This is a genomic window from Paenibacillus sp. Marseille-Q9583, from assembly GCF_976954365.1.
In genome coordinates, this window is the sequence record NZ_CDRJTB010000020.1 from 1 (window position 1) to 25,599 (window position 25,599).

Consider the following 25,599-nt stretch of genomic DNA (forward strand, 5'->3'; position numbering starts at 1 on the left):
AATGAAAGTGGAATCATCAACCTTTGTGCTATTCGGCGCTACAGGAGATTTGGCAAAACGTAAAATCTATCCTGCACTATATAACCTCTTTTTAGATGGTCAAATTTCAGGTCCTCTTTCCGTGATTGGATTAGGAAGAAGAGAAGTTTCGAACGAAGCCTTCCGTAAGCAAGTACTGCAATCCTTACAGACTTTTTCTAGACAACCAGCCGTTGACTCACCGCAATTGCAGGTGTTCTTGGAGGCTTTTGAATATAGCGTACTAGACGTAGGGAATACCGAAGATTACTCCAAGTTGCTGGAGCATGTTAAACGTCGCGAGCAGTTGTTCAATATTCCGGAGAATCGGATGTTCTATTTGTCTGTGGGTCCTGAGTTCTTCCAGGAAATCGCAGCTAATATTCACTCAAGCGGTCTGGGTTCCACGAAAGGCTGGAAGCGTCTGATTATTGAGAAGCCTTTTGGCACAGATTTGAAATCAGCAAGAGAGCTGAATGATAGCTTGAATGCCGTATTTACTGAAGAAGAAATCTTCCGGATTGACCACTTCCTAGGTAAACCGATGGTGCAAAATTTAGAAGTTCTGAAGTATTCTAATCCAGTGCTAAGAGCGCTGTGGAAAAATAGATATATCGCGAATGTTCAAATTACGGCGAGTGAGACTGTCGGCGTTGAAGAGCGGGCAGGCTATTATGATAAAGCTGGCGCACTTCGTGATATGTTCCAGAACCATATGCTGCAGTTGATGATGATGATGGCAATGCAACTTCCTAAAGGCAGTACACCTGAAGAAATCCGTGGGAAGAAAATATACGTCATGGAGCATCTTATTCCAATTAGCAAAGATGAGGTTAATAAACATGTTGTCCGTGGACAATATACAGAAGGTGAAATCAAAGGGAATCCTGTTGCAGGTTATTTGAATGAGCCAGGCATTAACCAATCCTCGCAAAATGAGACGTTTATCGCAGCGCGTTTATTTATAGATGATCCGCTCTGGAATGAAGTACCTTTCTATGTTCGTACAGGTAAGAGAATGAAGGAGAAATCCACACGTATTGTTATTGAGTTTAAAGAACCGTTTAATGATAGTAATAACTTGAATAAAGGAAATGACGTACCGAATTTACTGATTATCGAGATTGGACCGAATGAAGCCATAACGCTACAACTTAACACGAAAGATCAGCTGCAAAAAGGAAAGCTTGAGCCTGTCCGCGCTACTTATGAAGCGGGTACTTCAGATGTTCCGGAAGCCTACGAAAATCTAATCTTCGATGCACTTCGTGGAGATGCTACCTTCTTCGCTCACTGGAGAGAAGTAGAGCTGTCTTGGCAGTGGGTTACACCTATTCAGGAAGCGATGGAAGAGGGGCTTATGCCACTTCATACTTATGCTTCAGGTTCATATGGTCCAGATGCGGCTATGGAGCTATTGGGTGAGGATCGCTGGTGGTTCGATGAGGCAGATCAGGAGACAGAAGTTCTCTCTGCTCAGGCAGAAGTTGCAGCAACAGAGGAATCTATACGGCCAGGGGCGTAAGCCCCTGCCTGTTTTTTTTACCAATTTTGGAGAAATTACATCATAAGAATCTATATATCGGAGGGGAATTACATGAAAGTAGGATTAGTTGGATTAGGAAAAATGGGCTTCAATTTGGGCCAGAACTTGCTGGATCATGGACATGAGGTTGTTGCATTTGATTTGAATGCACCTGCTGTAGAGGAAATGAAAGCTAAAGGTGCTAGTGGAGCAGTAACGCTCCCTGAGTTGGTCCAACAATTGGAAACACCTAGAATCATTTGGATCATGGTTCCACATCAGGTTGTGGACTCTGTCATTGCTGAGATCACACCTTTGTTATCAAAAGGAGATATTGTCATTGAAGCGGGGAATTCGCATTATAAGGAATCTATTCGCCGATATGAGCAATTGAAGGAATACGGAATCAGCTTTATGGATGCAGGTACATCCGGAGGGATGGAAGGAGCACGTAACGGCGCTTGTTACATGGTTGGTGGAGATCCTGAAGCTTGGGAGGTTGTGGAGCCCATCTTCCGTGATACGGCTGTGGAAAGCGGATTTTTATATGCCGGTAAAGCTGGTAGTGGCCATTTTCTAAAAATGGTGCATAACGGTATCGAATACGGCATGATGGCTGCCATCGGTGAAGGCTTTGAGGTGCTGGAAAAGAGTGAGTTTGATTACAACTTTGAGGAAGTCGCCCGGGTGTGGAATCATGGTTCTGTCATCCGTTCTTGGCTGATGGAACTGGTTGAACGTGCGTTCTCGAAAGATGCTAAATTGGATGAGATCAAAGGGATTATGCACTCCTCCGGAGAAGGCAGATGGACGCTCGAAACCGCATTTGATCTGCAAGCTGCAACACCAGTGATCGCGATGGCGTTATTAATGCGCTACCGTTCACTTGAGACCGATACCTTCACGGGTAAAGTAGTGGCTGCACTTCGGAATGAATTTGGTGGACATGCCGTTGAAACGAAGTAATTAATGTTAATCATTAGCCCGAATTTCCTCGCAATTCATTCTGCGGTGAGATTTGGGCTTTTGTTTTGCAAAAATTAATAAATGGAGAGAATAGATCGAGTACGACTTTAGCCTTTTTAACATATTTTAGAGTTAGATGGGGAAATTACGATAAGGGGGAGTTGACATGCGAAGCGGAATTCGAGAAAGACTTCATTTTCTGTATAAATTTCTGCATGCGCCCCGACAATTAGGAAGTGTTACTCCCAGTTCGCGCTGGCTAGCGAAAACGATGCTCGACATCATTCCGTGGCAACAAATGCATAATATAGCTGAGCTGGGTGCTGGTACTGGAGCCATCACAAGATTTATTCCAAGCGGGGAAGAGACCGGGATGAATGTGCTCCTGTTTGAGAAGGATCCTGAATTTCGTCATCAACTAAGACTTAAATTCCCTGACCGTATTTTTTTTAACGATTGCCTGCGGCTAAGACTTGCGATTCATAATAGAAGTTTGGAGAAGTTAGATTGCATTGTAAGCAGTTTGTCTTTTAGGAATTTCTCAGCCTCAGATCGGACGCTTTACATTGAGCAAATCATATCTTCTTTAAAAGAGGGTGGCTGGTTCATCACTTTTGAATATTTTCCTCAAATGAAGAAGGAATTAATGCAGCGTTTTGATATTGTGAGTGTTAAATGGGTGCTGTTAAATTTCCCGCCAGCGCTTGTTTATATTTGTAGGAAGAAGGCTTCTACACAAGTAAAGCAATCAGATCATATTCATTCTTCCATAGATGTAAAATCAATTTCTCGGGTTTCTACGGAAAGATAAGGATGAAAAATATAACAAATGCCGTCACCCATACTCACTGGGGAACGGCATTTTTAAATTAGGCTCAGTATGTTACTACCTCTGTTAATAGAGAACCTCAATATTGTCCTCGTTCAGACGTTTTAGCCAAGCTTCAGAAGGCTTACGGTCAGTGATCAAGAAATCAATATGGCCAAGCTCAACCAGCTTTGTAAAAGCGGTTTTATCGAATTTGGTGTGATCCGCCAGGAGTATGACCTTGTTGGCTTGTCGTAGCATGTACTTCTTGAGTTCACACTCCGGTTCGTTGGAATCTGTGATGCCTCGTTCCATATCCATTCCTTTGCAACTGATTACCGCTGTATCCACATTGTATCTTTGAATGGTGTCATGGGCTACTGGTCCCACCAGGGACAACGATCGGTAACGAAGTGAACCGCCAGTAGAGATGATATCCATCCCTGAATTTGAGAACTCATGCAAAATATTAATAGAATTTGTGATGATGGTTAGATTGTTTTTGTTTCCCAGCAATTTTAGAAACTCAAAGGCTGTAGAGCTTGGGTCTACCATTAATGTATCTCCATCATTGATTAAATCGAGCGCCTTCAAGGCGATTCCCCGTTTAATATCTGTATTCAGGGCATTACGTGTAACAAAAGGCAGATCCTCATTCGTATGGCGATTCAGCATAGCACCGCCATAGGTACGACTAAGGATGCCGTCCTTCTCTAGCTTCTCCAAATCTCTGCGTATCGTCTCTTCAGTGACCTCAAACATTTTACTAAGATCGGAGACTAGAACACGTTTATCTTGATGGACGAGATCTATTATTTTTTTTCGTCTTTCGGCTGCAAGCATAGGAATCACCTTTCCAAAGCTATATTTTACAATCATAGCGCTTAATATCTGTGTTTTGCAATAAAAACAACTTAAAAACATCTGTACTTTCCCATAATATTCACAAAACAGATATAAAACAAACAAAAACAACATAAATAATATTTATAATGTTGACAACAAAGATTTAGAAGCATACGATAAAGAAGGAAATAATTCCCTTAGAGATTAATCGAGTTAATGTGATGCAAGGCCGGCCCAGCTGCTATTCAGAGGCCAGCCTGAGGCGCAGCAGACGGAATACAACGATTATTGAACTCATTAGGAGGCTGGTCAAGCAATGAGCAAGCATGTGTATTACCTTCCATCGATCAATATTATGGGCAAGGGATGCTTACAGGAGATTCTATATGAATAATCATATCGCCGTTGATATTGGTGCCTCTAGTGGGCGGTTAGTACGCGGAATACTGCAAGAGGGCGTCCTCACCTTAGAGGAGCTTCATCGGTTTAGCAATCGTTTTATAGAACAAGAGGATTCTTGTTTCTGGGACATAGATTATTTATTCGAGCAGATTATTATAGGGCTTCAGAAAGCCAAGAAGCAAGGCATTACAGCGTGTACGCTGGGTATAGATACATGGGCTGTAGATTATGTTCTTGTGGATGCAGAGGGAACCCGTATTCAAGAGGTTTACGCTTATCGTGATCGTAGAACTGATAAGGCTATGGATGAGGTAGCTAAGCATTTTTCTCCTCAAACTATATATGAAAAGACTGGTATTCAACAGTTATCATTTAATACGTTGTATCAGCTTTATGTTCACAGTGAAGAAGAAATAGCCCAAGCGGATCAAATCTTACTCGTGCCTGATTATCTGTATTACAGATTAACGGGTCGCAAGATCAATGAGGTTACTAACGCATCTTCAACTCAGCTATTGAATCTAGAGAGTCAAGATTTCGACAATGACCTGTTGGATTTTCTGAATATTAAAAGAGATCAATTCGCTACATTGACTGAACCTGGAGTAATTATTGGCCCCCTCGATGAAGCACTAATTCAGGAATATGATCTTCCGGATTGCCAACTGATCTGTGTAGCCACGCATGATACAGCTTCTGCAGTGCTGGGTGCTCCTCTTCAAAGAGACTCAGCGTATATCAGCAGTGGAACATGGTCATTGCTCGGTGTTGAACGAACTCAGCCACTCAATTCTATGATGGCCATGAAGGCCAATTACACCAATGAATGGGGCGCATACGGAACCTATAGATTCCTCAAAAATGTTATGGGCCTTTGGCTCATCCAAGAGGTTCGCAGGCTAATGGACGATCGTTATAGCTTTGCGGAACTAGCAGAGCTTGCGCATGGAGAAGAAGGCTTCCGGAGCCTGATCTCCTGTAATGATCCAAGATTTCTCAATCCTTCAAATATGATAGAAGAGATTCGTAATGCCTGCGCAAAGAGCGGGCAGCCTGTTCCTGAGACGCCAGGTCAGTTGGCTCGCTGTATTTTTGACAGCTTGGCATTATCGTACCTTACTTACTTGGAAGAACTAGAAGAACTAATAGAAAGCCGAATCGAGGTTCTGCAGATTGTGGGTGGTGGTGCTAACAACAGCCTGTTATGCCAACTGACTGCTGATGTTATAGGCAGAGAAGTTAAAGCTGGCCCAACGGAATCCACAGCACTTGGTAATATAGTGGTGCAGATGATTAGCACGGGAAGCATAACTGATATTAATGAAGCGAGAGATATTATCGCTGAATCGTTTGCAATAAAGTCGTTCACACCACGCCCGACCGTTCATCTTGAAGACATTCTAATTCGCTGGAAAGAGCTTCAGTTGTCCAAAATACAACATCAAATCTAATTAAACTTACGCTATATGATTTTAGGAGGAACTATTGCATGGATCAGAGTATTATCACTAGCTATAATGAAGCCAAAAAATTATACGCAGCCCACGGGATTGATGTGGAGAAAGTGCTGGAGCGGCTCGCGCAAATTAAGATTTCCATCCATTGCTGGCAGGGCGATGATGTACAAGGGTTTCTTTTTAAAGATAAAGAACTAAGCGGGGGAATAGCAGTAACAGGAAGTTATCCCGGTCGAGCTGGCACGCCAGATCAACTGCGTCAAGATTTAGAAAAGGCATTATCTCTTATTCCAGGCAAGCACAAAGTAAATTTACATGCGATCTATGCAGATACAGATGAAAAAGTTGATTTAGATGAATTGGAGCCACGCCATTTCCAATCTTGGGTAGACTGGGCGAAGGAGCAGGGGCTGGGACTTGATTTTAACCCTACTTGTTTCTCACATCCTAAAGCTGCAGACGGTTTTACGCTAAGTCACTCGGACGATGAGATTCGTAACTTCTGGATTAAGCATTGTAAGGCTTCTCGGACGATTGCCGAGCATTTTGGTAAAGAATTGGGTCAACCTTGCGTGACTAACTTTTGGGTACCAGACGGATATAAGGATACACCAGTCGATCGTTTAGCTCCAAGAGTGCGGTTAAAAGAGTCGCTGGATGAGATTTTTAGTATGGAAATAGATCCTCTCTATAATATTGATGCTGTAGAAAGTAAATTGTTCGGAATAGGTTCTGAGAGTTATGTGGTTGGTTCGCATGAGTTCTATATGGGCTATGGTTTAACTCGCAGCAAAGCCATCTGTTTGGATGCCGGACATTTCCATCCTACTGAGATGATCTCAAATAAGCTATCTTCGATTCTTATGTTTAGTGAGCAGCTGCTGCTGCATGTAAGCAGACCCGTCCGTTGGGACAGTGACCACGTTGTAACTATGGACGACGAGCTGCTCGAAATCGCCCGTGAATTGGTACGTGGGGATTTACTCTCCCGAACGAATATCGGACTTGATTTCTTTGATGGCAGTATTAATCATATCGCTGCTTGGGTGATTGGGACACGCAATACCATTAAGGCGTTACTTCGCGCAATGCTCGAACCGGTGGAAGAATTGAAGCAAATCGAGCGGATAGGTGATTACACTTCACGACTAGCGCTTACGGAAGAATTCAAATCGTATCCGTTTGGGGCCGTGTGGGATTACTATTGTGCATCACAAGATACACCCGTTCGGGAGCAATGGCTGGCTAAAGTGAAGTGTTATGAACAGGAAGTCCTGTCTGCAAGATAGAGTGTTAGAGTGGATGTGGAGAGCGACATATACAAAGGAGAGATTGACATGAGTACATCTGTATTAGAATCCAAAGGGTATATTGCCAGTAGTGAGGCTCCATTTATTCAGGAAATGTCAGAGATTACCCGTCATATGTGGGAGCTTGGCTGGGATGAGCTGAATGGCGGTAATGTCAGCTATCTGCTGGATGAGAATGAGGTTGCTAAATATATTAACGTTCTAGAGCCACTACGCACCATTAAACTTACCTTCCCTGTAAAAGAATTAGCCGGCAAATACTTCATCGTGACAGGTTCTGGCAAGTATTTTAGAAATGTGATCAAAGACCCGGAAGCCAATCTCGGTGTGCTTCGTGTTAGTGCCAATGGTGAAAGCGTAGAAGTGTTATGGGGATTGCGAAACGGGGCTGTACCTACTAGTGAATTGGCTTCCCATTTCATGAGCCATATTGAGCGACTGAAGGTGGACCCTACGCACCGTATCGTACTGCATACACATGCTACGAATGTTATCGCGATGACCTTCACGCATGATCTGGATGAATTGAAGTTTACGAAGACGCTTTGGGAAATGTGCACAGAGTGCCTTGTTGTTTTCCCGGATGGCGTTAGTGTCATTCCATGGATTGTTCCTGGCAGCAGTGAAATCGGCCGTGAAACAGCAAAGAAAATGAAGGATCACCGCCTAGTCATCTGGCCGCAGCACGGGATATTCGGCACGGGCTCCACTATGGATGCAACCTTTGGTCTAGTAGAGACTGTAGAAAAGGCTGCTACGATCTACAACCTGATTGGTGGAAGAGAAATGAAGCAAAAGATCACAGATCAGCAACTGTGGGATTTAGCTAAGGCGTTCGGAGTAACTCCAAAAGCTGGTATTCTTGAGGTTTAAGAAGTTCGTAATGGGATGAAAACCGGGCATTCGCAGATTTTGCGGGGGTCCGGTTTTTTTATGATTTTTTCCTACATAAAGATCTTAAAAATTTGCATTTTCCATCTTCTGGGGAGATAATTAGCCTTACTTAAAGTAATCAAATAATCAATTGGAGGTAATATGTATGAACACTGAGCTATTATTTTCACCTATTCAAGTGGGGAATCTTTCGCTGTCAAACCGAATTGTCATGGCGCCGATGACTCGGGTATACTCACCGGATGGTGTACCAGGAAGTAATGTTGCCGCATATTACCGTAGACGGGCAGAAGGTGGAGTAGGGTTGATCGTTACCGAGGGTACAGCTATTAATCATCCTTCGGCAGTCAGCCACGCCAATATTCCCAATATACATGAAGAAGCAGCTTTAGAGGGCTGGAAGCAGGTAGTAGAAGAAGTTCACGCAGCTGGAGGTAAGATCATACCTCAATTATGGCATGTGGGAATGGCGCGAACTATAGGGGAAGGTCCTAATGTTGAAGCCCTTCCAATTGGCCCTTCGGGTCTGAATTTAGCAGGAGAACCTGTGACAGAGCCACTGACTACAGCTGAAGTTGAAAGCTTAGTCTCAGCATTTGCTCAAGCAGCAGCGAACGCGAAAAAAGTGGGTTTTGATGGTATCGAGATTCATGGTGCACATGGTTATCTGATAGACCAGTTCTTCTGGGAAGGAACGAACAAACGTACCGATCGTTACGGTGGCGATTTGGTTGGTAGAACTACATTTGCAGTAGAGGTTATTGAAGCGTGCCGTAAAGCGGTTGGGCCAGATTTTCCGATCGTGCTACGCTTCTCTCAATGGAAATTGGGTGCCTATGATGAGAAGCTGGCAAAAAATGCAGATGAGCTCGAAAGATTCCTTACTCCACTTAGCGATGCTGGCGTTGATATTTTCCACTGCTCCACTCGTCGCTTCAGCCAACCTGAATTTGAGGGATCTGAGCTTAATCTCGCAGGGTGGACCAAGAAAATCACGGGGAAACCATCAATTACGGTGGGTTCTATCGGTCTTCACAGTGATTTTTTTGCAGAAGACTCAGCTCAGAAGACAGAAGATAACATTAATGAATTAATAGAAAGAATGGACCGTGAGGAATTTGATTTGGTTGCTGTGGGCAGAGCATTAATTAGCGATCCGGCTTGGCCTGCCAAAGTTCAAAGTGGAGCAATAGAAGAGATCATTCCATTCACGGCTGAATCGACAAAAACTCTATACTAAAGGGATAGAACAGCGAGTTATGGACAGCTCTGTTTTTAGAATAATTTTCATTAAGCGCTAATATTATCATAGATATTAAAAAGCGTAATAGGTAAGGAGGATATGGGTTGATAGATATCACAGAAGTCTTCATAGATACTCTAGCACCGAACAGTGCAGCAATTAAGAACGGGCAAGGACTAGTTAAGAAGAGACGATTCGTACATTTGAATCAGTCGGAAGACGGCGTGGTTCTGTTTGGTGAATGTGGTGGTAGCGGTAGCAGCAACTATTATCCTTCTGCTGATTTTGTTGTTTCTGACAAACCGGTGATGCGTTGTACTTGTCCAAGTAGGCAGATTCCTTGCAAGCATGTCCTCGGATTGCTATACGCCTATGTAGGCAAGGAGACTTTCGTATCTGCAACGATTCCTGAAGATCTTGCTGTTAAACGAGAAAAGATGAGTAAGCGTGAAGAACGAAAATCTGAGCTTGCTGCGGAAGGGGCTATTGTTAAGCCCAAGAAAGTGAACAAGTCCGCACTTAAGAAAAAAGTTGGAGCTCAACTGGAGGGTTTGGCTGTACTGGAGAAATTGACCCAATCGCTTATACGTGCAGGACTTGGAACAATAGACGCTAAAGGTGTAAAGGATATTCAGGTGCACGTGAAGATGATGGGCAATTATTATTTAACTGGTGCACAAATTGAATTAAGACGATTAGCTTTATTGCTCTCTTCTTCTGACAATCGTGAGAAAACTTATTCATTAGCAATAGAGCAGCTAACCCGAATTCATGCGTTCATTAAGAAAGGGCGCGCTCATTTAACAATGAAGCTGGAAGATCCGGATATGTCTTTGAATCATGAATCTACGATTGAAGAATGGCTTGGTCATGCTTGGCAGCTAACGGAGCTTAAGGAATACGGTCTGATGAGTTCGGATGTAGAGCTGATCCAGCTTTCATTCCTCAGCTATGATGATGAAGCCAGACAGGAATATGTAGACCTCGGCTACTGGATAGAAAAATCTACAGGTGATATACATCGTACGCTCCAATATCGTCCTTATAAAGCAGCTAAATATATTCATGAAGAAGATAGCTTCACTGATGTTGCACTTATTCCTTCCTTCTATCGTTATCCTGGTGACCGGAACCGGAGAGTTCGTTTCGAGAATATGTCAACACGGCCTCTGACTAATCAGGATGTAGAGTGGATCGTTTCTAAGGCAGTTCATTCTTATTCCGACAGCTTCAAGCAGATAAAAAATCAGTTGAAGAATCCGCTAGCGGACAAGAATCCTGTGTTGCTGTTGCATGTGAATAAGATTAGCAAATCTCAGCAAGATCAGTTCGTCATTACGGACGAATCGGGCCAGCATTTGGCGTTAGACCAAATAGTAGCACTCGAGCAGGATACACTTGCACTGTTACAATACTTTACACTCGAAGAATTATCGGATACTACGATGCTGCTTATGTTTGAACATCAACTCGATACAGGACGATTGAAAGCACAACCGTTAACCCTTATCAAAGGGATGGAGATGATCCGTCTTTTATATTAAAAAAATTAAGAAAGTATAAGCTTCACATAAACTTTGGGAGGAATATCCATGAGTACAGCTTTACTACAAGAGCTTCATCAAGAAGTAAACCGGCTGTATATAGCTGGAAGTGAGCTCGCTGCTGAGGATTTCCGCTTAAAGCGGCTATTGCCACAGTTTCAACAGTTAGGTGAACGTGCTTCCATATTCAAAAGGTTAGGAGAGGGAATCGTTGCGGTCATTGAACCGGATCATTCCGAGGGATCTTCCTCTGCTCAGAACCTACAGGAGCTCAGTGTGCTGCTTAGCTCGGTGCTATATACACAGGGTGCGACTTCGCCTGATGGTGAACTGCTTGAGGTGGAAGTCCATCCGGTGAGATTGCCTACTCAGTTCTCATATCGTAAGCTGTCAGCGGTACAGACGGCATTAAAGACTCGCGGGGGAGGACGATATGAGATTATCAAGGAAGCTTTTGAGACAGGATTGTTTCAAGATCTTCGAATGATTCATCCCGCGTTAGCAGCCCTCCAAGATCCATATGTTGAGATCGCCGAGCTTGTGATGAAGCAGATACTGCCAGCTTATGGGCCTCAGATTATTCCGATCCTTATCGATCAATTTGATCCTGCTGGAGGAATAGTAGAGACGAGAAAGCTGTACGTGATCGCAGTATTAGGTGGTGATAGCGTTCAGGATCTGATCTATCAAGCTGCAGATTCAGGATCAGAAGATGTTCGAGCCATGGCTATTTCTCTGCTCGCAGGTCAGGGACAATATGAAATCCAATTACTGGCTTGGAGTACAGATAAGAAGAAAAAGATTCGCGAAGCTGCCTATAATGCGCTGGCTAAGAGCGACTCGGTAAATGCGGTGAACCGGCTGCATGAGGCATTTACGGGAAAAGATAGTGAACTAGTAGTTCCTGCACTGAGACAGTGTCAAGCCCAAGAGCTCACAAAACGACTTGTTGTAGAGTTATCAGAACTGCTTCAAACTGTCTCGGAGATTATGGGCGATACGAAGAAAAAAGACGGATTATGGATTAGGGTAGTCCAGTATCTTCGGGTTTTATCTTACAAACGCAGTCCTGAACTAGAGAAACTATATTTTAATGTTCTCGAGCAGTATCCATTATATATGAATCAGCTAAAGTGGAATTCATTGATCGAGGAAGCAAACTCCTATTTTAGACAGATAGATTCTATCGAAGCGAAACGTATATTACAACAGACACTTGAGCGTGATCTTGTCTACTATAGAAACAATAGAAGATATGTAAATGATGTTTTTAAAGACGCGTATCTCTACTTGTCACCAGAGCGTGTGTATGAACAATATGTTGAAGTTCTAAAGCATTATGCGCCATCTTCAACTAGCCATGCTTCTTCAATGGCGCAGCAACTGCTACGCACCATATCTGAAGTTGTAGTTCAACGATATCATGGAACTTATGATGCAGTTTGGAATTCAACTGTAGACCAGATTCAATATATGTATAAGGTCGAAATGCAGCCGCCCGAGGTACTGGCTATTCAATGGGATTCACGGTGGCTTGACGCTTTTATAGAGTTGGATCAATACGAACTGGTAAGCGCCTTTGCAAGGCCGGGACATGCCAAAGCAATGCAGTATTTGCTTCGTAAATTGACCGATAATCCTGAATTCCGCCATCGGTTTTCCAATATTCTCTTGATGGGCTTAGCACGTACAGGGATAAGTAAACAACGCTTGCAAGAAGCTCTCCTAGTAGCTTTGGAAGATGATAGAAATACAGAATGTCGATTAATTGAACCGTATACGTTTGAACAGCTATGTCAGCTTCCAGCGAGTTTTGCGAGTCGAATAATAACTGTTCTACCTCGATTTAGTGAGGTTGCAGAAGAACAACTTGAATATGTCATTCGTCTCATGCAAGGACCATCAAACCCAATAGAAGAGGTGTAGCTAACGATGAGTCAAGATCGATTACAAGATATTATGAGGCTTCCAGCAGAAAAATTGTTTGAGCATGAGTTGGAAGCGCTTCGTAAAGCGGACACTGGTAAGGTTCCAGCAGGATGGCAGATGTCGCCCCAATCTGTCCTGAAGTTTATCGTTGGCGGTAAAGCAGGGAGTACCGAGATAACACCTAAGTACATTGGTAACAAGCGATTAATAGAGATGGCGATAGCCACGCTGGTAACTGATCGTGCACTACTTTTAATCGGTGAGCCGGGTACAGCAAAGTCATGGTTATCTGAGAATTTATCAGCTGCTATTTATGGACAATCAGGACTTGTCGTACAAGGTACTGCGGGTACGAGTGAGGAGCAGGTGCGCTATTCGTGGAACTACGCAATGCTGCTTGCACAAGGCCCTACGCCGGAAGCGCTAGTGAAGAGCCCCATTATGCGAGCAATGGAGGATGGGGGCATTGCACGTTTTGAGGAGATATCTCGTTGTGCATCTGAGGTACAGGATGCGTTGATATCCATCTTATCGGAGAAGACGATATCCGTTCCTGAGCTAGGTAAGGAGATGAGTGCGCGCAAAGGCTTCTCGATCATTGCAACAGCTAATACGAGAGACCGTGGTGTAAATGACATGTCAACTGCCTTAAAGAGACGGTTTAATATTATTGTCCTTCCAGCCCCTGCGGATTTGTATACTGAAGTTGAGATTGTGAAGAAACGAGTTCGTGAAATTGCCTCTTCCTACGATTTGCAAGCGGCGCTCCCTGCAGACGAAGCTTTACATAAGGTCGTGACCATCTTCCGTGAGCTGCGTAGCGGGATGACATTGGATAAGAAGGAGAAGGTGAAGTCTCCGGCAGGCGTGATTTCCACAGCTGAAGCGATCTCGCTCTTAACGAATAGTATGGCGCTGGCTGCAAGCTTCGGTAATGGAGAACTGACGGACGAAGATCTGGCCGCAGGGCTGCAAGGTGCCATTGTGAAAGATGATGATAAGGATCAACTTGTCTGGAGAGAGTATCTCGACAATATTATGAAGAAACGTGGCGCAGATTGGCGGGGGTTATATACGGCTTGTAAGGAGATGAACTAGTGGATAGCGAAACTACTGGAGCAGGCGTGCATATTTTTGGGGTGCGGCATTTGTCTCCTGGTGGTGCGCAGCATCTATTGAGCTTCCTTCATGAAATAGAGCCCACAGCTGTGTTAATTGAGGGTCCATCGGATGCTACACCTGAGATTCGCCATGTCATCAACATGACAACCAAACCTCCTATAGCCATTCTAGCTTTTACGGAGGAAGTTCCTGTGCGTACAGCCCTATGGCCGCTTGCGCTATATTCCCCCGAATATCAAGCGATGAGATGGGCGGAGCAGCAAGGGGCTTATACAGCTTTTATAGATTTACCATCATCAGTGGTCATCGCGTTACAGGATATACGAACCAAAAGTAGAGATTCTGTTGAACAGAGCGAGGAATCTGAAGTTAACAATACAGTTGAGAAGGCTCCTGAAGAAGCATCTCTATATGATAGAGTAGCCGAGCTGGCTGGTGAGCTTGATTATGATATGTATTGGGAGCGCAATTTCGAACACAACACTAACAAGGGTGCATATCAGGAAGCAATTATTTCTTTCTCATCCCAAATGCGTCAGATTTCTGAAGAAAATGAGAGACATAACAACGTAATAGAATATGCACACAATACGATACGTGAAGCTTATATGCGTCGTCAGATTCAGGATACAATCGCTGCTGGCCATCAACCAAATAAGATCGTTGTTGTATGTGGAGCATACCATGCAGCGGCGCTTGCTGATCTGGCATCTAGTATGTCAGATGAGGAAATAGATGCTCTTCCTTCTCTAAATTCGAAGCTAACACTTATGCCCTACACGTACTATAAGTTATCTTCTTTGTCTGGCTATGGAGCAGGTAACCTCGCTCCTCATTATTATCAAATGATGTGGGAACGTATGATGAATGGCTCACTTGAAGACTTGCCGAATCATTATCTGTCTACCGTAGCCAGATACTTGCGTAATACGGGGACACACCGTTCCACAGCAGAAATTATCGAAGCCGTTCGCTTAGCTGAATCATTAGCTGCCCTTCATGGTGGAAGTGCTCCGACGTTAAGAGATCTAAGAGATGCTGCGCTGACCTTACTGGGGCGTGGAGAGCTTAGTGTGATCGCAGAAGCGCTTGCTCGTACAGATATCGGTACTGCTATTGGTGAGCTGGCAGAGGGCATCAGTCAGACGCCGATTCAAGATGATCTGAATCGGCAATTAAAGCGCTTGAAGCTTGAGAAATATAAAACCCCAGTAGCAAATGATCTTGAACTAGATCTCCGAGAGAACCGAAGAGTATCTTCTGAGGAAGCAGCTTATTTAGACTTAAATCGTTCCTTTCTTTTCCATAGGCTCAGATTACTTGGGATCGATCTAGTGAACATAAGAGCAAGTGGTCAGACTGGCGCAACGTGGGCAGAGCATTGGGTAATGAAGTGGTCTCCTGAGGTTGAGATCCAGGTCGTTGAATCTACGCTACTTGGGGAAACAATTGAGATTGCTTCAGCTTATGTATTGCAACAAAAATTAGATGGCAGCAGTACCATTGCGGAAGCGTCAGCACTTATTCGAACGGCTTATGAGTGTGGAATGATACACCAGATGGAAGCGGGACGGCAGACGCTTCAGCGTCTAGCTGTTGATACTCGAGATGTGGTGCAGATTGCTGCTTCCATTCATGAGTTATCTCTTCTGATTCAGTATGGCGATGTTCGACGGATCGATACCAAGCCGCTCATTCTTTTGCTTGAACAACTGTTCAGACGAGCCTGTCTGTTCTTGCTGGATGCGAGCCAGTGTAACGATGAGGCTTCAGGTGAGATGCTTAAAGCTATGAACATACTGAATCAGGCAGCTATTGCGCATAGTGAGGAAGTAGATGAGCTGTTGTGGATACAAGAGCTGAAACACTTGTCAGAGAGGGATGACTGCAATCCTCGTTTATCTGGAGTGGCGTGTTCTATTTTGTTGGAGCGTAATGCGATGACTGCACAGCAATGTTCAGAAGAAGTATCGAGGCGCCTGTCGCCAGGTATACCCGCAGAACTTGGAGCAGGCTGGTTCGAAGGGATGTCTATGCGTAATCGATATGTACTGTTGTCTCGATTAAGTCTGTGGGAACAATTGAATGAGTATATTAATTCATTAGATGATGAAGAATTTGTACGTGCATTAGTGTTTTTACGGCGTGCGTTCAGCACCTTTGAACCAAGAGAAAAGACGATGATTGCCGAACTTCTAGGGGAATTGTGGGGTGTGAACACCGAGCAGGCTGCTGAGATTCTGACGGGTGAGCTGAAGGAGGCCGAAGCGAAGATGATTGAGGATTTGAATGAATTTGACTTTGGAGATATATGACGATGAGTACATCCGTGGATTCAAGTGTTGTAGCTCGGTGGCGCCTTATTCTTGGACAGTCTGCAGAAGAGCAATTGACGGTTTCTAGCGGAAACACAAGTATTCACCTGTCTGAAGATGAACTCATTATGGACCAAGCTCTGGCTGCTATCTATGATGAGACGAGCGATATCGTAAATAGTGGTGCTGCTAACTCTTCGGCTACGGGACAAAGAGGGGCGGGATCAGGTAAATCTGCACCCCGGTTGGCAAAATGGTTAGGAGATGTTCGCAATTTCTTCCCAGAGGATATCGTATCGGTTATTCAACATGATGCGATGGAGCGGAAGGGCTGGAAGCAATTATTGTTTGAGCCGGAAGTTTTGGCAACAGTGAAGCCTGATATACAGCTAGTAGGTACACTGCTTTCGCTAAAAGGGAAGATTCCTGAGAAGACAAAAGATACGGCTCGCCTGTTAGTGAAGGCGGTTGTGGATGATCTTGTAAAGCGTATGGAGGAAGATCTGCGTCGGGCGGTGACGGGTGCACTGAATCGCAGAGAGCATTCTCCATTACCGTCACTTAGTGGTATAGACTGGACACGGACGATAAAACGCAATCTGAAGAATTATGATGCAGAGCGACAACAGATTATCCCTGAGAGATTCTACTTTTATGATCGGGCAAGACGCAGTAAGGAATGGACAGTCATTGTGGATATCGATCAGAGTGGTTCTATGGCAGAATCAATTATTTGGGCTTCAGTAGTTGGTTCTATTTTTGCAAGCATCCCATCGCTAAGTACCCGAGTAGTTGTATTTGATACAGAGGTCGTTGATCTGACAGAGCAATGTGCGAACGATCCTGTTGACATGTTATTCGGGATTCAGTTAGGTGGCGGGACAGATATACAAAAGTCTGTTGCTTATTGCGAACAGTTTATTGATCAACCGAAAAAGACATTATTTATCGTTATTTCGGATCTTTATGAAGGTGGGAACCAGGCAGGCTTAATCCGTCGTATGCGTCATTTGAAGGAATCTGGAGTTAGAACGATGTGCTTGCTGGCTTTATCTGATGAAGGCAAACCTTTCTATGATGAGCATGTGGCGAGATCTTTGACTCGCGATGGAACGCCCTGTTTTGCGTGTACACCAGCACTGCTGCCACAGTTAGTAGAAGGTGCACTAAAAGGACAGGATCTTACTGAATTAGCAAAGAAACTTGGTACAAAAGGAATATAACAAGAGTCGTCCTATTACAAGTTTCATAAAAAGTGTTATTCAGACAAGAACTGTGATTCATTACAGTTTTTGTGGCGTATATAAATATCATACCCCCCTTTATACAATATAATTTGGCCCTGTCGCTCGTCGGCAGGGTATTTTTTTATGGAAGTCTTTAGAAGAGCTATTATCATGACCTATTAAAATTTTCTTTTAGAGTATGTTCTGCTCTCACGCTGTGGTAAAATAGACCTGATTTTTTAAAAAAATACGCAAGTTAAGTTTTTGCTTGATAAACCTAAATCAGTGCATATTGGGATTGACATCTAAGATGGATGTAATGTTATAGAATGTGCTATAATTTTATATTAGGTTAAAACATCAATAAGCTACATTTTAGATAGAGGACGTGAAAACAGCATGACTAAGGGGAACCATAACTCACCGGACTTAAAATCCGGCAAGGGTTCGAAAGATTATTCTAGATATTTTGATTTTAGCGATGCGAAGGTAATTAGTGAAGAAGAAGGTAAGATTACTTATCGGATTAAAGGAAGAAACGTTCAAATTAATAGCCAGCCTGATTATAAAGAAGGAAAACGGCGTGGCAAGGAAGAAATAGAAGTGCATTATGATTTCGAGATTCCTGAAGAGATGCAGAATTTCGGAGTAGACAAATATTATCATATTACGACTTATGGCTGCCAAATGAATGAGCATGACACGGAAACGATGAAGGGCCTGTTGGAACAGATGGGCTACAAAAGCGTCGATGATCGGAATCATGCGGATCTCATTCTGCTCAATACTTGTGCGATTCGCGAGAATGCCGAGGATAAGGTGTTTGGAGAGCTTGGTCACCTTAAGAACTTGAAGATTGAGAAGCCAGGTCTTTTGCTGGGCGTGTGTGGCTGCATGTCGCAGGAGGAAGGCGTAGTTAATCGAATTATGTCTAAGCATGGATTCGTGGATATGATCTTTGGTACGCATAATATTCACCGTCTGCCACACCTCATTAAAGAAGCTGTATTCAGTAAAGAGCTTGTGGTGGAGGTATGGTCTAAAGAGGGCGATATTATTGAGAACTTACCGAAAAAACGTGAAGGCATGCGGGCTTGGGTAAACATTATGTATGGCTGTGATAAGTTCTGTACGTACTGTATCGTACCTTTTACACGAGGAAAAGAACGCAGCCGCCGTCCGGAGGACGTTATTGCTGAAGTAAGAGAGCTCGCGCGTCAAGGATTCAAGGAAGTGACTTTGCTGGGGCAGAACGTAAACGCATACGGTAAGGATTTTACAGACATCGATTACACCTTTGGTGACCTAATGGATGATATGCGTTTAATTGATATTCCGCGCATCCGCTTCATGACATCGCATCCACGTGATTTTGACGATAAATTGATTGAAGTACTCGGCAAAGGCGGCAACCTGGTGGAGCATATCCATCTACCGGTTCAATCGGGAAGTACTGCCGTACTTAAGAAAATGAGTCGCAAATATACTCGTGAAGCTTATCTGGAGTTAGTTCGTAAGATCAAGATAAGTGTGCCTAATGCGGTATTAAGTACCGATATTATCGTTGGTTTCCCTGGTGAGACGGATGAGCAATTCGAAGATACTCTTTCACTAGTGCGCGAGGTTGGGTATGATATGGCATATACGTTCATTTATTCACCTCGTGAAGGTACCCCTGCAGCTGCTATGGAGGACAATGTACCGATGTCAGTAAAGAGCGAACGTCTGCAAAGACTTAATGATCTCATTAAAGAGAATAGTCGGATCATTAATGACCGTATGCTAGGTGAAGTCGTCGAGGTACTGGTAGAAGGCGAGAGTAAGAATAACTCGGAAGTCCTTTCTGGCCGTTCCCGTGCGAACAAGTTGGTCCATTTTGAAGGTTCGAAGGAGCTTATTGGCACATTTGTAAAAGTGAGAATTACAGATACCAAAACATGGTACATCAAAGGGGATATTGTGGCAGAAGCTGCTGCTGTTCATTAATCATCACATACGAATGGGGAGATGGCTTGTGAGTACAGAGGAACAACGTTTGAATAAATATGGAATGAAGACTTATAATACCCGTGACTTGATCGTACGCGAGGATATTATGGGTAAAGCCAAAGAACTGGCTACATTGATCTCGACAAGTGAAGAAGTAAAGCATTTTCAGCAGGCTGAGCAAAAAATCCTGAACCACGAACGGGTACAAGGCCTGATTGCAACGATTAAGAAAAAGCAGAAGGAGATTGTTGCCTTCGAAAGCTTTAAAAATAAAGATATGGTAGCCAAGATCGAGCGTGAAATTGAAGTGTTGCAGGATGAAATTGACGGCATTCCAGTCGTGAACGAATTTCAGCAGAGCCAGAGTGACATCAATTATCTACTCCAGCTTGTCATTTCCGTGATTAGAGATACCGTTTCGGAAAAAATAAATGTGGAAGCCGGCACCGAGGCGCCTCCGACCACATGCGGATAACCCACACTCAGTTTAGGGGGCGGATGCAGATCCGCCCCTTTAAGTTTCACACCATACATAATCCTAATCTTTCTATGTCCAGTTATTGATTTTAGAAGTTAAGGTTTGGTACATTTAAAGATACGATTTAGTAAAATTATAGCTTCGGAAAAGGATGGGGCAAATATGAGCGAAAATGGGGAACAAACCTATAACGCCAAAAAATATCGTACACCGGACGGAGTTCCGGCCGACATCGTAATGTTTACACTGACCAAACGCGAACGTAAGACGGTCACGAAGACGCTTCCCTTACGTGAGCTTAAGGTAATGTTAATTAGACGAAAGAAATGGCCATGTGCTGGAATGTGGGCTCTCCCAGGCGGATTCTGTCAGGAGGATGAGTCCATTTATGCTGCGGCTACACGTGAACTCAAAGAAGAGACTGGTGTAGATGGTGGTCATTTGGAATATCTGGGCGTTTACAGTACACCAGGCCGAGACCCTCGCGGATGGATTATCAGTCATGCTTTTTTTGCCCTTGTAGAAGAATGGATGTTGGAGCAAAGACAAGCTTCGGATGATGCTGGTGAGGTAGGTTTATTTACATTGCAGGAAGCACTTGAAGAGCTGGAGCTCGCTTTTGACCACCATGATATTATCAAGGATGCATATTTGCGTATTCAACAACAAATGCTTCAGACTACGATCGCAAGACAGTTTTTACCTAGACATTTTACCCTTAGTGAGCTCTATCAAGTCATTCAAACGGTAGTGCCGGAATTTAAGGAACCGAATTTTATTCGTAAAATCACTTCAACACGTAGTCGTCAGGGTATATTAAAAGAAGTGAGAGATGAAGAGGGAAATGCGCTTAGTTCAAATCAATACTCCCAGCGTCCCGCTCAGCTCTATATGTTCACAGATCATGAGCCTTTGTTATCCATCTACACGTAGTGGCTTAAATCAGGAGAGGGGATTAATCTCATGAGAGCACTAATAGTGATCGACTTTACGAATGATTTTGTTAACGGAAATCTGCCGGTTGGCCAGCCAGCCGTAGATATCGAGCCTAGAATCAGCCAATTAACGTCGGAGTTTGTCCAAAGTGGCGATTATGTCGTTATGGCCGTGGATTTACATGAAGAGAATGACCCTTACCACCCGGAGAGCAAACTTTTTCCTCCTCATAATATACGAGGGAGTGAAGGACGTGAGTTGTTCGGAAGTTTGAAATCTGTGTATGAGCACAACCGCGATTCCATCTATTGGATGGACAAAACGCGTTATAGCGCTTTTAGTGGAACTGATCTGGAAATCAAGCTGCGGGAGCGTGGAATTACTGAACTTCATTTAATTGGGGTCTGCACCGATATTTGTGTACTGCACACAGCAGTGGATGCATATAACAAAGGTTTTGCAATTATTGTGCATGAGGATGCAGTTGCTAGCTTTAATCCAAATGGACATACTTGGGCGTTAGAACATTTCCGGGGAAGTTTAGGAGCAGACGTTGTTAAGGCATAATACTAGAACAGAACATACACATATAGCAGCGTAGATATTAGGAGATGAGGACTTGAGAAGAGAACTTGCGCTACATACGGATAAATATCAGATCAATATGATGTACGCTCACTGGGTGAATGGAACTCATAAACGGAAGGCTGTATTTGAGGCTTATTTCCGTAAGCTACCTTTCGGTAACGGCTATGCTGTGTTCGCAGGTTTAGAACGTATTGTTGGTTATATCGGCGGCTTGCGGTTTACCGAAGATGATATCCGTTATTTGTCTGAGCAAGAAGAGAACTATGCTCCCGCTTTTTTGGAGGAACTGTTGCAGTTTCATTTTCAGGGAACCGTTCATTCGATGAAAGAAGGCGCGTTGATTTTTCCAGATGAGCCATTAATCCGTGTGGAAGGGACCATTATGGAGGCTCAGCTGGTGGAGACAGCCATTCTGAACTTCATGAACTATCAGACGTTGATTGCTACTAAGGCTTCACGAATTAAGCAGGTGGCTCCGAATGACATCTTGCTGGAGTTCGGTACCCGGCGTGCGCAAGAAGCTGATGCAGCGGTGTGGGGGGCTAGAGCGGCCTATATTGGCGGCTTTGATGCTACTTCCAACATGCTGGCAGGCAAAATGTTTAGTATTCCGACCAAGGGAACACATGCACATTCCTGGGTTCAGAGCTTTGGCAGCGAGCAGGAGGCTTTTGATGCCTATGCTAAGGTGATGCCGGACGAAGTTACGCTATTGGTCGACACCTTCGATACACTCCGTAGTGGGGTGCCTAATGCAATCAATACAGCTAAGAAGCTTGAGGCACAAGGTAAAAAAATGGTCGGTATCCGTTTGGATAGCGGTGACTTGGCTTATTTATCCCGTCAAGCGCGTAAGATGTTGGATGATGCTGGCCTGGATTATGTGAAGATAGTTGCTTCCAATGATTTGGATGAGAACACGATCATGGATCTAAAGCTGCAAGGCGCAGCAATTGATACTTGGGGTGTGGGTACACAACTGATCACCGCCTCTGACCAACCCTCTCTGGGTGGCGTCTATAAGCTGGTGGAAATTGAGTCCGCTACTGGAGAAATGATCCCGACGATCAAGATTTCTTCCAATCCTGAAAAAGTATCCACGCCTGGCAAGAAGGACGTATTCCGGATTATCGGTAAAAATGGCAAAGCGCTTGCGGATTATATCTGCTTTCCTGAAGAGGAAGCTCCACGTAACGGTGCGCGGTTGAAGCTGTTTAATCCGCTCCATCCATACATGCATAAGTATGTCGAGCGTTACGAGGCATTGCCTATGCTAGAACCGATATACGTTAACGGATTTCAAGTGTATACTTTGCCGGATTTGAATGAGGTTCGCCGTTATCATCGGGAGCAAAAGGACCTATTCTGGCCGGAGTATCAACGTAAGCTGAATCCCGAAGTATATCGGGTGAATTTGAGTGAAAAGGTCTGGACTAGCAAGCAGCAGCTAATCGCTGAGCATATACGACCGGATATAGAGTAGATTTTGCAGGATTAATTCTGTCAACAGTGTTAACGCGGGAGAGTGATGTACCCGCGTTTTTTGTTTTTTCGGGAGTAAATAAGGAGGAGAACTTAATGGAAAAGGGGAAGCATGCTTTTGCGTCGAACAGGAACTTTAAGCCGGGTGAAATCATTACTTTCGGCACGTATTCACAATCGAAGGATGGTAAAGAGCTGCCGATTGAATGGCGTGTTCTCCATAACTCAGGTAGCGAACTGTTTGTTTTGAGCGAGTACATTTTAGAATGCAAGAGGTATCACGGCAAGAGCGCAGATATTAAATGGCGTGATTGCGTGGATATTACTTGGCACGACTGTGATTTGCGCGAGTGGCTAAACGATGAATTCTATAACAGCGCATTCAATGCTGCCGAGAAGGAATTAATAAAGACGACCCGTTGCTCAGATAACGGAGAGGGTACGCCAGATACAGAGGACAAAGTTTTTTTGCTCAGCGTTGATGAGATAAAAGCATTCTCAGAGATACACGGAAAAGACCTACGGCGTACGTTTGGCACGGAATTTGCTAAAATGAAAAAGCACGATGGATGCAGCTTATACGTATATGATAAAACGGATAAAGATAACTATATAATCAAAGACGGCGAAGAAGTTGGCTGCTCTTGGTGGTGGCTGCGAACACAGGGAAACAAACCTTCGCGTGCGTTTTTTATCGGACCGAGCTACAGTATTCGCAGCTATGCGAATGTCAGTGTAGCCCGTGACGGCGTCCGTCCCGCTATAGTAATTAATCTCCATGATAAAGACAATCGGTTTTGAGTGGCAATCATTAAAAAGAGGCGTGTCCCTCTCTTCGCTAATGTGAAGAACAAGGGATACACCTCTTTTTGATAAATCGATCCGAGCTAGAACTTTAATTCTTTTTCTTGAATTTTACGAACGACCAAATCGTAAGCATCAACAGAACTGCTAGGCATGTTCCTATACTGATACGATTCTGAACATCGAAGAGAAAAGAAACCGCGATAACAGTTAAACAAACAAGTGTAACAACGGTTATATAAGGGAATCCCCATACCTTAAAGGTTGGTTCTTTCGGATAAGATTTTCTCAGTTTAAGTTGTGACATACAAATGCTGATCCATACGAGAATAACCACAAAGCCTGGAACAGCCATTAGCAAACGGAACAATCCATCCTGGGCGAAGTACGCTAACAAGGAACCAATAACAAGAACAACGGCACAGAGCTTCAGACTGTTGATGGGTACACCTTTTGCAGAGGTTTTTGCCAAGCTGCGTGGTGCTTCGCCCTGTGACGCCATAGAGTGCAGCATCCGAGTGGCGCCATAAATACCAGAATTGGCAGCTGAGAGCACCGCTGTAATCAGAATAAAGTTCATGATGTGATCGGCACCCTTAAGTCCTGTTGCGGCTAATACCTGAACAAACGGGCTTGTATGCTCATTCAGTTGATTCCAGGGTATTAATCCACAGATGATTAGGATTGGTAAGGTATAGAACAGAATAACGCGCAGAATGAAGCTTTTGACAACCTTAGGTAAGACCTTCTCTGCATCCTGTGTCTCCGTCAAGGTTAACCCAATCAACTCTGACCCACCGTAGGAGAACATGACGACAAGAAGGGCAGAGAAAATGGGTGCCCAGCCTCTCGGGAGAAATCCACCATAGTCTGTAAAGTTGTGTAAGTAAGGCGTAGCCTCAGCCATAGGCAACAGTCCAAAAATTAATGAGCTTCCTAAGATAATGAAGATGATGATCATTGCGATTTTGATCCCGGCTAACCAAAACTCCGTTTCTCCATAACCACCTACACTCATCATGTTGATGCCGATAATTAAAGCGCCACTTGCAAGACTGAGCAGCCATAAAGGAACATCCGGTAACCAGTATTGCAAGAAGCTGCCTGCTGCCAGCACTTCAATCACACAAACGGTCAACCACATGAAGCAATATAACCAGCCCACGATAAAGGAGAGTCGTTCTCCAAAAGCCTCACGTATGAAGTCCTTCATATTCCTATTCGGGTACACCGTAGCCATTTCGGCTATTGCCCCCATGACCACTAAGAGTAGCAGGCCTGCTAATACATAAGTAAGAATAACCGCAGGTCCGGCAATGCTTATGGTCTCAGAACTTCCTTTAAAAATCCCCGTACCGATTACTCCGCCCATCGCCATAAAGCTGATATGCCGAGGAAGCAATTTCTTCTGTAATGATGCTTCGTTTGACTTCACAATTAATGCCTCCTAAGCTTTCTTCGAAAAATTACACCAAGCATCAGTTTATCCTGAAACGGACTAGTTGAAAAGTAAAAATAACACACATTTTTATGAAGAGACGCGACTTTTCACTGGAGTGTGATATTTATCATGCAGAATGTGATGAATTTAACATCTTAATTTTTAATTTTATTGCTAAATAAGAGTAGCTAAATAAGCTTAGGTAACACATGGAAAATGCAAGATTTGTCACTTCGCGACTTGCTAAATGAAGTTACAATCTTTGAAAAAGTCATA

At 43.8% G+C, this 25,599-nt stretch carries 20 protein-coding genes; 18 read left to right on the forward strand and 2 right to left on the reverse strand.

From position 1 onward, the window contains the following. The first annotated feature begins 7 nt into the window (after positions 1-7). The 3 genes from zwf (at position 8) to ACWNM1_RS11770 (ending at position 3,320) form a co-directional block, all read left to right on the forward strand. The gene (zwf, locus tag ACWNM1_RS11760) at positions 8-1,543 is read left to right on the forward strand and encodes a glucose-6-phosphate dehydrogenase (RefSeq protein WP_449601114.1); all 1,536 of its coding nucleotides are present in this window, start codon (positions 8-10) and stop codon (positions 1,541-1,543) included. Positions 1,544-1,615: 72 nt separating this feature from the next. After that, positions 1,616-2,509: a phosphogluconate dehydrogenase (NAD(+)-dependent, decarboxylating) gene (gnd, locus tag ACWNM1_RS11765; protein WP_449601064.1), complete on the forward strand. Its 894-nt coding sequence runs from the start codon at positions 1,616-1,618 to the stop codon at positions 2,507-2,509. A gap of 166 nt (positions 2,510-2,675) precedes the next feature. Continuing rightward, on the forward strand, positions 2,676-3,320 hold the full coding sequence (locus ACWNM1_RS11770; protein WP_449601065.1) for a class I SAM-dependent methyltransferase: 645 nt from the start codon (positions 2,676-2,678) through the stop codon (positions 3,318-3,320). 84 nt (positions 3,321-3,404) lie between these two features. Here ACWNM1_RS11770 and ACWNM1_RS11775 read toward each other — a convergent pair whose 3' ends face one another. Then, a complete protein-coding gene (locus tag ACWNM1_RS11775; RefSeq protein ID WP_042194054.1) occupies positions 3,405-4,160 on the reverse strand; it encodes a DeoR/GlpR family DNA-binding transcription regulator in 756 nt (251 codons plus the stop codon). A gap of 389 nt (positions 4,161-4,549) precedes the next feature. Here ACWNM1_RS11775 and rhaB point away from each other — a divergent pair, with 389 nt between their 5' ends. The 15 genes from rhaB to ACWNM1_RS11850 all read left to right on the forward strand — a co-directional run bounded on the left by rhaB (position 4,550) and on the right by ACWNM1_RS11850 (position 23,879). After that, positions 4,550-6,016: a rhamnulokinase gene (rhaB, locus tag ACWNM1_RS11780; protein ID WP_449601066.1), complete on the forward strand. Its 1,467-nt coding sequence runs from the start codon at positions 4,550-4,552 to the stop codon at positions 6,014-6,016. A 38-nt stretch (positions 6,017-6,054) separates the two neighbouring features. Continuing rightward, on the forward strand, positions 6,055-7,311 hold the full coding sequence (gene rhaA / locus ACWNM1_RS11785; RefSeq protein WP_449601067.1) for an L-rhamnose isomerase: 1,257 nt from the start codon (positions 6,055-6,057) through the stop codon (positions 7,309-7,311). A 48-nt stretch (positions 7,312-7,359) separates the two neighbouring features. Continuing rightward, the gene (gene rhaD, locus ACWNM1_RS11790; RefSeq protein ID WP_449601068.1) at positions 7,360-8,205 is read left to right on the forward strand and encodes a rhamnulose-1-phosphate aldolase; all 846 of its coding nucleotides are present in this window, start codon (positions 7,360-7,362) and stop codon (positions 8,203-8,205) included. Between the two features lie 166 nt (positions 8,206-8,371). Next, a complete protein-coding gene (locus ACWNM1_RS11795) occupies positions 8,372-9,466 on the forward strand; it encodes an NADH:flavin oxidoreductase (protein ID WP_449601069.1) in 1,095 nt (364 codons plus the stop codon). Between the two features lie 107 nt (positions 9,467-9,573). After that, entirely contained in the window at positions 9,574-11,013 is a 1,440-nt protein-coding gene (locus ACWNM1_RS11800; RefSeq protein WP_449601070.1) for an SWIM zinc finger family protein, read from the forward strand. A gap of 48 nt (positions 11,014-11,061) precedes the next feature. Then, positions 11,062-12,939 (forward strand): HEAT repeat domain-containing protein, encoded by a 1,878-nt coding sequence (locus tag ACWNM1_RS11805; RefSeq protein WP_449601071.1) that lies wholly within the window; start codon positions 11,062-11,064, stop codon positions 12,937-12,939. A gap of 6 nt (positions 12,940-12,945) precedes the next feature. Then, positions 12,946-14,040: an ATP-binding protein gene (locus ACWNM1_RS11810; protein WP_449601072.1), complete on the forward strand. Its 1,095-nt coding sequence runs from the start codon at positions 12,946-12,948 to the stop codon at positions 14,038-14,040. Next, positions 14,040-16,379 carry a DUF5682 family protein gene (locus ACWNM1_RS11815; protein WP_449601073.1) on the forward strand — a complete coding sequence of 780 codons (2,340 nt, stop codon included), beginning with the start codon at positions 14,040-14,042 and terminating at the stop codon, positions 16,377-16,379. Before ACWNM1_RS11810 ends, ACWNM1_RS11815 begins: the two co-directional genes overlap by 1 nt. A 2-nt stretch (positions 16,380-16,381) precedes the next feature. Continuing rightward, positions 16,382-17,602: a VWA domain-containing protein gene (locus tag ACWNM1_RS11820; protein WP_449601074.1), complete on the forward strand. Its 1,221-nt coding sequence runs from the start codon at positions 16,382-16,384 to the stop codon at positions 17,600-17,602. 402 nt (positions 17,603-18,004) lie between these two features. After that, positions 18,005-19,591, forward strand: coding sequence for a tRNA (N6-isopentenyl adenosine(37)-C2)-methylthiotransferase MiaB (miaB, locus tag ACWNM1_RS11825; RefSeq protein ID WP_449601075.1), 1,587 nt, complete (start codon positions 18,005-18,007; stop codon positions 19,589-19,591). A 28-nt stretch (positions 19,592-19,619) separates the two neighbouring features. Beyond that, on the forward strand, positions 19,620-20,069 hold the full coding sequence (locus tag ACWNM1_RS11830; protein WP_042188957.1) for a RicAFT regulatory complex protein RicA family protein: 450 nt from the start codon (positions 19,620-19,622) through the stop codon (positions 20,067-20,069). A gap of 165 nt (positions 20,070-20,234) precedes the next feature. After that, positions 20,235-21,005, forward strand: a complete 771-nt coding sequence (locus ACWNM1_RS11835; protein ID WP_042128449.1) for an NUDIX domain-containing protein — start codon at positions 20,235-20,237, stop codon at positions 21,003-21,005. Between the two features lie 30 nt (positions 21,006-21,035). Beyond that, positions 21,036-21,575 (forward strand): cysteine hydrolase family protein, encoded by a 540-nt coding sequence (locus tag ACWNM1_RS11840; RefSeq protein ID WP_449601076.1) that lies wholly within the window; start codon positions 21,036-21,038, stop codon positions 21,573-21,575. 52 nt (positions 21,576-21,627) lie between these two features. Further along, positions 21,628-23,079 (forward strand): nicotinate phosphoribosyltransferase, encoded by a 1,452-nt coding sequence (locus ACWNM1_RS11845; RefSeq protein WP_076283476.1) that lies wholly within the window; start codon positions 21,628-21,630, stop codon positions 23,077-23,079. Positions 23,080-23,174: 95 nt separating this feature from the next. After that, positions 23,175-23,879, forward strand: a complete 705-nt coding sequence (locus ACWNM1_RS11850; RefSeq protein ID WP_449601077.1) for a DUF6273 domain-containing protein — start codon at positions 23,175-23,177, stop codon at positions 23,877-23,879. A gap of 94 nt (positions 23,880-23,973) precedes the next feature. Here ACWNM1_RS11850 and ACWNM1_RS11855 read toward each other — a convergent pair whose 3' ends face one another. Then, positions 23,974-25,317: an amino acid permease gene (locus tag ACWNM1_RS11855; protein WP_449601078.1), complete on the reverse strand. Its 1,344-nt coding sequence runs from the start codon at positions 25,315-25,317 to the stop codon at positions 23,974-23,976. Between the last annotated feature and the right edge of the window lie 282 nt (positions 25,318-25,599).

Excerpts from the sequence above, each read along its gene's own strand:
- gnd (WP_449601064.1), top strand. The coding sequence starts at position 1,616 with ATGAAAGTAGGATTAGTTGGATTAGGAAAAATGGGCTTCAATTTGGGC.
- ACWNM1_RS11770 (WP_449601065.1), top strand. The coding sequence starts at position 2,676 with ATGCGAAGCGGAATTCGAGAAAGACTTCATTTTCTGTATAAATTTCTG.
- ACWNM1_RS11775 (WP_042194054.1), bottom strand. The coding sequence starts at position 4,160 with ATGCTTGCAGCCGAAAGACGAAAAAAAATAATAGATCTCGTCCATCAA.
- rhaB (WP_449601066.1), top strand. The coding sequence starts at position 4,550 with ATGAATAATCATATCGCCGTTGATATTGGTGCCTCTAGTGGGCGGTTA.
- rhaA (WP_449601067.1), top strand. The coding sequence starts at position 6,055 with ATGGATCAGAGTATTATCACTAGCTATAATGAAGCCAAAAAATTATAC.
- rhaD (WP_449601068.1), top strand. The coding sequence starts at position 7,360 with ATGAGTACATCTGTATTAGAATCCAAAGGGTATATTGCCAGTAGTGAG.
- ACWNM1_RS11795 (WP_449601069.1), top strand. The coding sequence starts at position 8,372 with ATGAACACTGAGCTATTATTTTCACCTATTCAAGTGGGGAATCTTTCG.
- ACWNM1_RS11805 (WP_449601071.1), top strand. The coding sequence starts at position 11,062 with ATGAGTACAGCTTTACTACAAGAGCTTCATCAAGAAGTAAACCGGCTG.
- ACWNM1_RS11810 (WP_449601072.1), top strand. The coding sequence starts at position 12,946 with ATGAGTCAAGATCGATTACAAGATATTATGAGGCTTCCAGCAGAAAAA.
- ACWNM1_RS11820 (WP_449601074.1), top strand. The coding sequence starts at position 16,382 with ATGAGTACATCCGTGGATTCAAGTGTTGTAGCTCGGTGGCGCCTTATT.
- miaB (WP_449601075.1), top strand. The coding sequence starts at position 18,005 with ATGACTAAGGGGAACCATAACTCACCGGACTTAAAATCCGGCAAGGGT.
- ACWNM1_RS11835 (WP_042128449.1), top strand. The coding sequence starts at position 20,235 with ATGAGCGAAAATGGGGAACAAACCTATAACGCCAAAAAATATCGTACA.
- ACWNM1_RS11840 (WP_449601076.1), top strand. The coding sequence starts at position 21,036 with ATGAGAGCACTAATAGTGATCGACTTTACGAATGATTTTGTTAACGGA.
- ACWNM1_RS11850 (WP_449601077.1), top strand. The coding sequence starts at position 23,175 with ATGGAAAAGGGGAAGCATGCTTTTGCGTCGAACAGGAACTTTAAGCCG.